The sequence below is a fragment of the Flammeovirga agarivorans genome, from assembly GCF_012641475.1.
Lineage (GTDB): Bacteria > Bacteroidota > Bacteroidia > Cytophagales > Flammeovirgaceae > Flammeovirga > Flammeovirga agarivorans.
Genome location: NZ_JABAIL010000009.1, coordinates 213,802 through 226,198 on the forward strand (window position 1 = coordinate 213,802; position 12,397 = coordinate 226,198).

General features: G+C 33.4%; 8 protein-coding genes. 6 read left to right on the top strand and 2 right to left on the bottom strand.

Going from position 1 to position 12,397, the window contains the following annotated elements:
- The first annotated feature begins 5 nt into the window (after positions 1-5).
- From HGP29_RS23035 to HGP29_RS23045, 3 genes are all read left to right on the top strand, one after another.
- Positions 6-3,038, top strand: a complete 3,033-nt coding sequence (locus HGP29_RS23035; protein ID WP_168884808.1) for an efflux RND transporter permease subunit — start codon at positions 6-8, stop codon at positions 3,036-3,038.
- 41 nt (positions 3,039-3,079) lie between these two features.
- Positions 3,080-4,354, top strand: coding sequence for a TolC family protein (locus tag HGP29_RS23040; protein ID WP_211093388.1), 1,275 nt, complete (start codon positions 3,080-3,082; stop codon positions 4,352-4,354).
- Between the two features lie 383 nt (positions 4,355-4,737).
- A complete protein-coding gene (locus HGP29_RS23045; RefSeq protein ID WP_235958338.1) occupies positions 4,738-7,413 on the top strand; it encodes an alpha-amylase family glycosyl hydrolase in 2,676 nt (891 codons plus the stop codon).
- A 33-nt stretch (positions 7,414-7,446) separates the two neighbouring features.
- Here HGP29_RS23045 and HGP29_RS23050 read toward each other — a convergent pair whose 3' ends face one another.
- A complete protein-coding gene (locus HGP29_RS23050) occupies positions 7,447-8,166 on the bottom strand; it encodes an FISUMP domain-containing protein (RefSeq protein WP_168884811.1) in 720 nt (239 codons plus the stop codon).
- A 701-nt stretch (positions 8,167-8,867) separates the two neighbouring features.
- A complete protein-coding gene (locus HGP29_RS23055; protein WP_168884812.1) occupies positions 8,868-9,284 on the bottom strand; it encodes a hypothetical protein in 417 nt (138 codons plus the stop codon).
- 118 nt (positions 9,285-9,402) lie between these two features.
- Here HGP29_RS23055 and HGP29_RS23060 point away from each other — a divergent pair, with 118 nt between their 5' ends.
- From HGP29_RS23060 to HGP29_RS23070, 3 genes are all read left to right on the top strand, one after another.
- On the top strand, positions 9,403-10,581 hold the full coding sequence (locus HGP29_RS23060; protein WP_168884813.1) for a tyrosine-type recombinase/integrase: 1,179 nt from the start codon (positions 9,403-9,405) through the stop codon (positions 10,579-10,581).
- 176 nt (positions 10,582-10,757) lie between these two features.
- Complete coding sequence (locus tag HGP29_RS23065) at positions 10,758-11,363, top strand: PH domain-containing protein (protein ID WP_168884814.1); 606 nt, start codon at positions 10,758-10,760, stop codon at positions 11,361-11,363.
- Positions 11,364-11,476: 113 nt separating this feature from the next.
- Positions 11,477-12,241: a hypothetical protein gene (locus HGP29_RS23070; RefSeq protein WP_168884815.1), complete on the top strand. Its 765-nt coding sequence runs from the start codon at positions 11,477-11,479 to the stop codon at positions 12,239-12,241.
- Positions 12,242-12,397 lie beyond the last annotated feature (156 nt).

Sequence of the window (12,397 nt, forward strand, 5' to 3'; positions counted from 1 at the left end):
CAAATATGAACCTTACGAAATTCACCATAGAGAACAAACCATTTAGTTGGTTTGTATTAGCCTTGGTGGTGTTAGGAGGTATCATTTCTTACGAAAAAGTAGGAAAGTTAGAGGATGCACCTTTTACCATTAAACAGGCTGTAGTATTAACTCAATATCCGGGTGCTTCTGCTGAAGAAGTAGAACAACAGGTAACAGACAAGTTGGAAGAAGCGATTCAGGCAATGGATGGTTTAGACTACTTGGATTCTGATAGCAGACCGGGAGTATCAAGAATTCTGGTAGTACTCAAAAAAACTGTTCCAGGAGATGAAATTCCACAAATGTGGGATGTTTTAAGAAGAAAAGTAGGCGACATTCAACCTCAATTGCCCACAGGTGCACACCCATCAATTGTAAATGATGACTTTGCAGATGTACTGGGATTATTCTATGGTATTTATGGGGAAGGATATTCTTACAGAGAACTGAATGATATCGCTGATGATTTTAAGAAAGAATTATTAAAAGTGCCAAATGTTGCGAAAGTAACCCTTTTTGGAAAGGCACAAGAAAGCATCGATATTAAACTGTCCTACACAGCAATGAACCAATTGGGCATTTCATTAGAACAAGTGATGAATGCCTTAAATAAACAAAATAAATTGGTGAATGCAGGGTTCATCAATACAGAAAAACAACGCTTAAGAGTTAAAATCGGTGGGGACTTCTCCACAGTAAATGAAATAGGAAGTTTCTTGGTAAGTACTGAGAATGGAGAACAGATAAAGTTAAAAGATATTGCAACTGTAGAAGAAAGCTATGTTACTCCCTATACTTCTAAAATGAAGATTCAAGGTTTACCAGCAGTTGGGTTTGCCGTTTCTGCCTCAGCCGGTGCTAATGTGGTAGAAGTGGGTGCTGCGGTAGAACAAAGATTGGAAAAATTACAGCAGGATTTACCCGCAGGAGTTCTTTTAAAGAATATCTATAATCAAGGAGCTGAATCAAAGGAGGCAAATGATGGGTTTATATTTAATTTGATCGCTTCAGTCGGTACAGTGGTACTTATTTTACTGTTCTTTATTGGTTTAAAAAATGGCATATTGGTAGGTTCTGGGTTGGTATTCTCCATCCTCGGTACACTTATTTTTATGTTAGTGTTCGGAATCAATATGGAAAGAGTATCACTGGCCGCCTTGATTATCGCAATGGGTATGTTGGTAGATAATTCTATAGTTGTGATAGAATCAATCTTAATGAAAATCAAGCAAGGAGTACCTAAGCGTCAAGCCATTTTAGAAGCGGCACAATCTTCTGCTTGGCCATTATTAGGGGCGACTATAATTGCAATTCTGACTTTCCTACCAATACGTATTTCACCAGATGCAACTGGTGAATATCTATCATCTTTATTTTCAGTATTGGCCATATCGTTATCACTAAGTTGGATCTTCGCATTAACTCAATCGGCTTTAGTGTGTGATGATTTTATCAAAGATGATAATAATGCACAGGTAGAGGGGAGTTTATACCAAGGAAAATTCTATGATATTTTCCGATCGGTTCTAAGAACTTCAATCAAATATAAATACGCTTCATTAGCCATTATCATTGGGTTATTTGCATCTTCTTTATTTACCGCGAAATACATGAAAATTGTATTTATGCCCGAATTAGAGAAACGGTTATTTAAAATCAATGCATTTGCTCCCGAAGGATCGTATATTTTATATACTGAAGAACAAGGTGACAAAGTATACCATTGGTTAAAAGCTCAGGAGGAAGTTAATGACGTGACTATGACCATTGGTATGACTCCACCGAGATATTTCTTAGCATCTTCTGCTTATGGTCCTCAATCCAATGTTTTAAGTTTTATTGTTGAATGTGATGATTTTGATAATGTATCAAAAGTCTTTCAACGATTAGAAGAAGAGAAATACGACCTTTTCCCAGAGCTTTTTGTACGTCCTGAATTATATTCTGTGATGTCTCCATTAGATGGTAAAGTTGAAGCGAGGTTTATGGGTAAAGACATTCAGGTATTAGACTCTCTGCACCATGTAGCGATGGATATTATGAGGGAAAGTCCTTTATCAAGACATGTTCATAGTTCTTGGTTTAATATGTCTCCCAATTGGAATGCAATGTATTCTAACAATAAAGCAGCAAGGGCAGGGGTAACAAGAACTGATATTGCCAATTCATTTAGAATTATGGGTGATGGTATCCCGGTAGGTACTTACCGAGAAGAAAATGAGCTGATGCCGATCATGTTAAAAACGAATGAGGGGACAGTAGCTGATATCACTAAGGTGGAAAATATGGGTGTTTTATCTGGAAATAAAACCGTTCCACTTCAGCAGATTACAACAGGAATGCAGGTAGATTATGAATACCCTATTATTCAAACATACAATAGACAAAGAGCCATTTCAGCGTTATGTGATCCAAAAGATGGGATAACTACAGCTGAACTACAGAATGATATTGTATCTAAAATCGAAGCCATCGAATTGCCAGACGGCTATAGTTTAATGTGGGATGCAGAAAAGAAAAACCAATCTGAAGCAGTGTCTGCGATTGTTACTTTCTTCCCATTAGCATTTATGCTAATTATTGCCATCCTGATCGCTTTATTTGGAAACTACAAACAACCAATGATTGTCATCTTATTGTTACCCTTATCTCTTATTGGAGTAATCTTCGGATTAGTAGGGTTGGGTAAAGCATTTGACTTTATGTCTTTTATTGGTTGGATTGGTTTACTTGGAATGGTGATCAAAAACATTATCGTTTTACTCGATGAGGTAAACATTCAAAGAAAAGAGGGGCAATCGCATTTGGAATCTATTATTTATGCAACGATTTCAAGAACAAGACCGGTATTAATGGCAGCGATTACAACTATGTTTGGAATGTTCCCATTACTGCCAGATAGTGTCTTTGGAGCCATGTCTGTAACCATTATTTTCGGTCTAGGCTTTGCAACATTCTTAACCTTATTAGCCGTTCCAGTTTTCTACGCATTATTCTATCAAATCAAAATCAAATAAGCATGTTATCGAATAAGAATTATCTAATAATTCACTTGCTGATGATAGCGAGTGTTGGTTTTGCTCAGAACTTCCAAGATCCATTTCTAAATGAATACAGAAAAGAAGCATTGGATCATGAACAGCATATAAAAATGGCTGAAAACAATGTTGAAATCAGCTACCGACAATATAAAATGAGTGTGGCAGATTTAATGCCTAAGGTAAATGCTTCTGCCGATTATTGGTATGTTCAAAACCCAATGATGATGACATTGCCAGATATTGAACAATTAGGGGATCTTGCAGGAGCAGAACTTGGACAAGGCGCTAATCATCAATATGGTTTGTATACTTCCGTTACTCAACCTATTTATAGAGGTGGAGTATTAAAAGAAAGAAAGGATAAGGCAGCAATAAAACAAGAGATGTCATTGGATCAATTGAAAATTACTCAATTGGATGTGGTACAAATGACCGATCTCCAGTATTGGAAATCTGTAGCACAGAAAGAACTTGTTCATGCTATGTATAGCTACAGAGATGATCTTACTAGAATAGAGAAGTTGGTCGCTCACAAAGTTGAAGTAGGTACTGTAAACCGCAGTGATCTTTTAATGACCGAAGTACGAGTGAACAGAGCAAATCTTGCAGTGATACAATCTGAAAACGATTTAAAAGTCTTTACCATGTCACTGAATAGACTATTAGGTAGAGAATTTGAGTCGATGTTGGAGCTTAGTGATTCGATCGTTCATGAGCCACCAATAAGTAACGTAATTCTTGCTATCGATAGACCAGAATATCATTTAGAAGAAAAAAGGTTGTTATCGACAGAATCTGATATCAATATCACCAAAGGGTTATATCGACCACAACTTTCTGCAGTCGGAACAGGTTCTTTTTCTTCTCCAGGGTATAACTTTCAGCCAGGTGCAGTTCCCAATGTACAAGCAGGTTTAATGTTGAGTATTCCTATTTATCATGCAGGGAAAAAACAACAAATGGTGACAGCTTCTAAGTTGAAAAGAAGTAATCAGGAGTTGCAACTACAGAGAACCAGAGAAATTCATGATTTGGAAATAGCACAAAAAAGAGTAGCCTGGGAAAATAGTATTAAGGAAACAGAAATTGCTCAAACATCTGTTGCGAAGGCAAGAGAAAATGCAGCTACATTAGAAGAAAGGTTTGATGAAGGGTTAATTGATATTTTAGAAGTAATCGATGCACAGTTATACTTAGAACAAGCTGTCATTGAGTACATCCAAAGTAAATTGAAAACGAAAATACAATATACTTATTACTTACGCGCAATCGGACATTTAACAACGAACTAACTTCAAACTACTACCGTGTAATCTAACGGATTAAATTAAAAATGAATCCAGCCACTTTTTTGGAATAATTTCTAGAAAGGTGGCTTCTTTTATTTTGTGACGTCATCCTTTCACCGAAGCATGTTTTACAGATTAAAAAATTATAAAAAAATAAAATTTTATGTAAGATTAAATTTTTTTCGTCTTCAAAAAAACATGGTAGAAGAAATATCACAACCGATTGAAAAACATAAGATTTTAATACATTGAAAATTTATTCTTAGAATAGTACAAAAATGATATTTTTTGATGTGGTTTGAGTGATTTAAATTACCCTATTCATTGCCAAAATTAAATTATATTTGAGTGAAAATAACCTTTCAATTCAATTATAGTATATGAAAATGGATATAAGAAAAGTCCTACTTTTTACATTCTTATTGATATCTACTGTGTCTTTTGGTCAGTCGTTTACTGGTCAACAAATCAACCAAGGATATGCAATATTTAGTGATGATGTCACCTTTATTTTCGATGAGAAAATTTATGATAAGCATCCAACTCAGGTGACCGTTACAGGTTCATTTAGAGGATGGAGCAGTGACATGGACGATTCGCAGTGGCAACTTAAAAAAATTGGTGGTCAGTGGATTCTTACACTCAATAACAAAGATTTTGAGGTTATTTCTCCTCAGGCCGAATTTAAATTCAGAATTAATGATGGAGAATGGTTATCACCTGCATCCGTTTCACCCAATCAGAAAGGTGGTAACCTTGTATTTATGCAAGATGCCGTACTTCCCGGTTTAAAAGCAGAATTAAAAAGTGAAAACCTGATCTGGGCTGATGTTGTGGGCGACCGTCCATTAAATCCTTCTGATTATATTATTACTAGTGCTGCAGGAGATACAATAAAAGTAGCAGGAGTTTTACCCAACGGTTCTACAACAACTTTAATTACGCCAGAGACTCCCCTTAATAAAAAGAGAGTTTATTACCTGCACATCCCATCGCAAGAATTATCGGCACTATGTTCATTTGATGGTTGGTTCAGAGAGACTTTCTCAACGAAAGAGTTAGGTGCAAATATTGATAATGGAAAAACAACGGTTCGTCTTTTTGCTCCAAGAGCAACTATGGTGAAGTTATACTTATATAAAGGAAAAGACGATAAAAAGGCCTACGAAACCATTGAAATGAAAGAGGATATCAACGGTGTTTGGGAAGCCTTTTTTGATAAGGATTTACATGGTGTGTGGTACGATTTTACTATCCATGGACACAAAGATCCAGGTAACCTATTCTATGAGACTACAAATGTTCACGTATCAGACCCATATGCTAGAGTAAGTGATGATACTTGGGGAAAATGTAGAATTTGGCACCGTACAGTACCTGCAACTCCATTAGCTCAGGGTATTCCAGCAATGGAAGATGTAATTGCTTATGAAGTACATGTTCAGGACTTTACCGATAATTTACCGGTTGACGAAAGCATTAAAGGTAGATTACCAGCGATGCATAAAGCAGGTTTGAAAAATAAGAAAGGTGAAAAAATTGGTTTTGATTACTTAGTTGATTTAGGAATTAACACCGTTCACTTAATGCCAATCCAAGAATATATTCATTACCCAACAGACGATTGGAAAGCTTCTTTTAAAGATGATGAGTACATGATTTCTCAAGGAGTAAGCGAAGAAAACTACCAGTGGGGGTATAGAACATCTCATGCCATGGCCGTAGAAACTCGTTACCGTTCTTTAGGTAAAGAAGCAGGTGAGGAGCGTAATGAATTCAGAGATTTGGTTCAAGCTTTCCATGACAAAGATATTGCTGTAATTATTGATATTGTACCGAACCATACTGCAGAAAATATGGATGGGAATTCATGGATTTTCAACTTCAATGGTATCGATAAACAGTATTATTACAGAACAAAAGACTTGGAACATATCGGGGATTATGGTAACGAGGTGAAAACAGAAAATCGTCCGATGACACAACGTTGGTTGATTGATCAATGCCAATATTATATCAAAGAATTTGGTATTGATGGTTTTAGAATTGACTTAGCGGGTCAAGTAGATCAGCAAACATTAATCGCATTAAAGAATGCTATTGGTGAAGACAAAATCGTATATGGTGAGCCTTGGATTGGTTCTAATGACCCTGAGTTTGAAGCAAACCCAGATTGGGATTGGTACAAAGAAGATTCACCAATAACATTCTTCCAAGATGACTCTAGAGGAGCATACAAAGGACCAGTCTTTAAACTAACGGATCGAGCTACAGATAGAGGATGGGCTGGAGGTAAGTTTGATGAAAGAGCTGCTGTAATGAGAGGTCTTGAAAATTCAAACAAAGAAGATAAAACTCCTAACTCAGGTATCACCTACTTGGATATTCATGATAACTTTGCATTATCTGACCAATTTGGTGGCGAAAAATTTGACGGTCGTACAAGTGTAGATCAAGATAATTATAAGATAGCCGTTACTTTATTATATACATCATTAGGACCAATCGTTACTAACGGTGGTTCAGAAATTATGCGTTCTAAAGCGGATGCTCCTTTAAAAGAAGTAGTAAAAACTACAAATAAAGGATATAAGGTGTATATGCATGGATATAGAGATACTTATAACCACAGAACTGCCAACCAATATAAGTGGGAGACCGTAGGGCAGATGCCTAAAGAGGGCAATACAAATGATTATAAAAACATGTATAAATTCTGGAAAGGCATGAACGAATTCCGCCTGTCAGAATATGGTAAAGTTTTTAGAACAGGAGGTGAAGTTGCAGAAGGATATTACCAGTTTATCACACCGAAAGAAGATAATTTATTAGGGTATATTGTCGATAATAAAGTATTTGTACTTCTGAATTCTGGAGAAAAAGAAGGATCATTTAATGATATTACTTTACCAGAAGGAAATTGGAAATTAATTGCCAATACAAATGAAGTGAACATCAAAAAAGGTGTCAAAGACAAAAAGTCTATGATGAAGTTAAAAGGAGGTCAAACTACCTCATTTACCCTTCCATCAACATCTTTAATGATTTGGGTTAAGCAATAAATTAAAATAATAAAACGGGTGTATGGTTTTATGTCATACACCCGTTTTTTCTTTATTTTTGACGCATCGGCAGGGTAATGCCGTAGTATTATTTTCGTTTACAGCTACTTTGGATACTCCGCTAACATTTTTCATAATCCACCTTTCCCAAACATTGCCCTCTAAATCTATAGCAAAATAACCAGTACAATGCTGTCGACCCAAATGTCCATTATTTTGTAAGTAAAAACCAGTAGGGATGGCATTAAAAGAAAACTTATTTCTCTCTTTCTTAACTGGCCAATATTGAGCGGCCTTTAATGCTATAGAATGATGACCTCTCCAACCAGTTTCTTCCACAATATTTTGTTCTAATCCCAAAAAGATTTCCAAAGAATCCCAATCTTCATCCGTAGGAACATGCCATCCTTTCGGGCAGACTTTTTCTATATGATGGTTAAAATACAATACTTCCTTATCCTTCTGATTTTCTATTTCAACTTCAATCGACCCTTTTAACGGGTACCGTATGTTTTCGGCGAGCCAAATCGAATTTTTTATTTGTACAGTTGGGTATTTTTCTTGGTTACGTTCATCAATAAAGTATTGTGGTTTTTTATAGAACTTATTGTCATGGTAATTGGGTGCACTTAACGTAAATGCTTCTTCTACACTCGTTTCATCAAAATCAAAAGGTTGTTGGTCAATTTTGGAGGTACACCCCAAACAACAAACAAATAAAAGGTAGCAAAAGAAATTGTTTTGAGTTAGCATATTTAATTTAAGAAGTAATAGAAAGTATTTATTATTAGCAGTTGAAACTGTATAGTTAATGATATAAAGGTAGAGTTGATTGAAATTGAAACTTAATTTTTTCTATGATAAAGTTTCATTTTATCAAAAAGTTGAAAATACTTCTTAATAAAAGTCAAAAAATTTATACCTTGTGTGACTGACATGGCGAAGCTGTGTCAAAAGCAAACTGATTATTTTATCAAAATTACAAACGCAAACTTTTTTGTATACTTCAAAAAATAGTAATAAACTAATCTATCATGCTGATTACCAATTCTCATCAAGCTATTCAACAAACTATTACTCTCAACAGATTACTTAATTTAAAGTGCAACTATAGAATTTTGTTATTCTAGTTGAAGGACTAGCTTTAAATATGAAAAAGGCGTTATAGAAGCAAATAAGAAGTATACACTAACAGAATATTGAAATCTAATACCAATGTTCTTTTTCAGGTGTGATTGTATACGTAACAATTACCCTGATATCTACACTTTGGAACAAAAACTACAAGTCCGTTCCTAATTTCAAAAAGTAAACGTTTTACTCAGATAGATTCCATATACTATTTAAGTCATGTAGGACTTATTTCGTATTAGTTGGTTTTCTTCTGATATACTTAAATTACGGTGAATTGAAATATTTATTCGTATTACAATTATACATTTAATCAGTGAAGATTATTTGATATTTCGCCAAGCATCAAAACGATAAGTTTTCATGTATTCTTGATATTCAACGATTAGTAATTTTCTGATGCCGTTGTGATCTATTATTGGTGCATATCCAATATCATAAACAAAGAAATAAATACTTTTTTTAGATCTATAGATTGTCGTAAAGTAATTAAACTCAAAGTTTAATTCATCAAATGATGATTTTCTGATAACAGTTTTACCTTCTTTAAAGAAGGACTTTAGTATATGATAATTATTTTGAATGATCTTTTCATGTATTGCTTTATTTCTAAATTTAATCTGATAATTTTTATTGTGATAAGCAGATTTACATTCAGCTGAACAAAATTTCCTATCCTTTCGACCATATAGTATGGGCTGGTTACATTCTTTGCATAACCTATTATTTGAAGAGTTCATCGTTAATCGTTAAGTCAGTTTCTAATTTATGTGTATATAAACGTTTCTAAACGTTTAATATACGGCTAAAGGTAATTTTTTTTGAAGATTTGACAAACACAAAATCAAAATTTTCAAAATGATTAAAACAGAAGCTACTATTCGGCTAAATCCGATAAAGATTCAGAATAAAAAGGTAATTAAGCTAAGTTTTCCCATGACAGACGGGATTAAGAAGTTGATAAAAACACTGCCCAATGTAAAATGGGATAGTAACTTAGAATGTATTTATATACCGAATGATCGAAGTAACATAGATTCAGTATTCACTACTTTTAAAGGTATAGCATGGGTGGATACTAAAGCACTTTTTCAAAGCAGCAATAAAGAAGTACTTACAATCCATGAGGAAAATAATTATCAGAGTTTGTATAAAAAAATACAAAAACAATATGCCAAAGAAGATGCAGTACATTTAGTTGCTCTAGTTAAAAAACTAGAAGTTTTTCGATATTCATTAAACACAGCAAATGTATATACTTCAATGCTTTTAAGGTTTCTTGAATATGCTCGAAAAAATGGCTGTGAAGATATACGGACTATTACTGAAGGTCAGAAATCGAAAAATTTATTAGAGCAGTTTCTATTTCATATAGTTTCAGTCAAAAATTGTTCGGATTCTTATCAAAACCAAGCATTAAATGCAGTAAAGTTTTATTTGGAAAAAGTGTTGGAAAGAGACTATTGCTTCTATAATATCCAACGTCCCAAACCAAGAGAAAAACTTCCTGTTGTTTTAAGCACTGAAGAAGTAAAAAGCATCTTCTTAAATATTCAAAACCTAAAACATAGAGCTATATTAATGACAATCTACTCTGCTGGATTAAGAATAGGAGAAGTTATCAATTTGGAGTTAAAAGACATAGACTCACAGCGTATGTTAATTAGGGTAGAAGGAGGAAAAGGCAATAAAGATAGAAATACACTACTTTCTAAAAAGAACTTAGAGATACTACGAGAATATTTTAAGCAATACAAACCGAAGAAATATCTTTTCGAAGGAGATAAAGGAGGGAAATATAGCAGAACGAGTATTCAGAGAATCTATAAACGAGCAATAAATAAATCCAGAATTATGAAGAAGGTTACAGTCCATACATTAAGACACAGCTTTGCCACACATCTATTAGAGAATGGGGTAGACTTAAGGTATATACAAACTCTTCTTGGACATAATTCTCCACAAACTACTCAAATATATACTCATGTGAGTACCAAGGTAGTTAGTGATATTAAAAGTCCATTGGATGACTTTTAAATATGTGTATGATGGGAGTTTAGTTTTTTGGACTAAGACCCATCAGGCATAAGATTGCATAAATGCAATAACACAATAACATAAAATATTACGATATTATGTAATATTGTTCTTACATAATGTTAGCTTGCATATGGCTTTATAACCAAAAAAATCTTCAATAGAATAAAAACCAAATGAATAGACAAAACTCTAAAAGCAAATTTGATTTAGTAAAAGATAATGATGAACAAATTTTATGGGAAAATAAACCTGAATTTATACCTTTTATATTAGTTGGTTTGTATCAGATTTTATCTGGATTGATTATTCCTGGAGTTATTTTGATTATTAATTATTTTGGGGACTTTGATAGAAATATGGATTCTGGTTATTGGTTTTTAATGGTTGTTTTTATTGCTCCAATAATTTCTGGTTTATATCAAATCTTCTATAACATATTCAATTACTCTAATACATCATTTGCTTTGACAAATAAAAGAGTAATGTTTAGTTCAGGATATTCTTTTGTTGATTTCAAGACAATAGATTTGGATAAAATTTTAGAATTAGAAACTAAAACTAATTTTATTGATAATATTTTTAAAGTTGGAACAATAAGATTTTTTAGTGGTAGGACGAAGAGTGATGAAGGTAATACAACAAAACTCTATGATGAATGGAGTTCTATAAAAGAAGTATTGTCTATTTATAAAATGGTTAAACAAGTTTCATCTGATTTTCAAGACTCAAATACTTCAAAACTTGGAACTAAACCTAGTAATAGACAAAAAGATAATTAAACTTAGAATAAACGCAAGCTAACAATAGCTAACCTCCATCCATCGGTCGACACGCCCGCTGGTCGTAGTTTAGCATTTACGTTGCCCACTATTAAAGTCGATCTACTAATAAAATGAATTTGATAAAATATTTATTTTTGTCCTTTATTATAATTTCTTGTGTATCTAAAAACGATGAACAAGAGACTAGAGAAATAAATGAAACTATTGGACAAAATCATACAGATTTATCAAAAGAAGATAATATACTTACTGAAGTAGATACTTCAAATTTTGTAACATCAAATTACGGAATTGGAAAGGTATTACTAAGTTATGATGGCGATCTTCATAGAGGGAATAGTTATCACTTAGAATTTTATGAATCTCCTAATTCTACTACTGAACCATCAGAAAAGTTAGAGTTAAATTGGAATGAAGAGAACAGAGGTTATGTTCAAGTAAAAGGTAACAAATTTATAAAAATCACTGATTACTATATTGATGAACCAGATTACATAATTCATTTTAATTGTCTTGGTTATCAAAATGGTTTTTATGAAGTTGTTGTAAATGAAAAATCACACAAAACTTTATGGATAAAGGAATCTGATAAATTTGTTTTTGAAACATGGACGGAATATTTGAAAAGCACAATATGTGTAAGTCAACTTAGTATAAAAAATAATCCTGCTAGAGCGTTAGCTGATTCTTCAGCAAATATTGTCTTTGAGGAAGAAATGTGCTGGGTAGTCTTAGATTTTAAAGGAAATTGGATTAAAGTAAAATATTCACCCTTTGATAAAGATATGGAAGTCCAAGAAAATAAAAATTTCAGAGCATGGATTAAATGGAGAGATGAAGATAAACTTTTAATAAAATATTATCTTTCATATTAAATCACAAAACACCTAAACAGTGGGCAACACCAGCTAAAACAGCAAGTCTCGGCCGACACGTCCTCGCTCGCAGTTTAGCAAATTCGTTATGGGCAATTAATATGAAACTACCAATTGAATATAGATGGCTTAAGGCTCATAGATTTGAAGGATTGA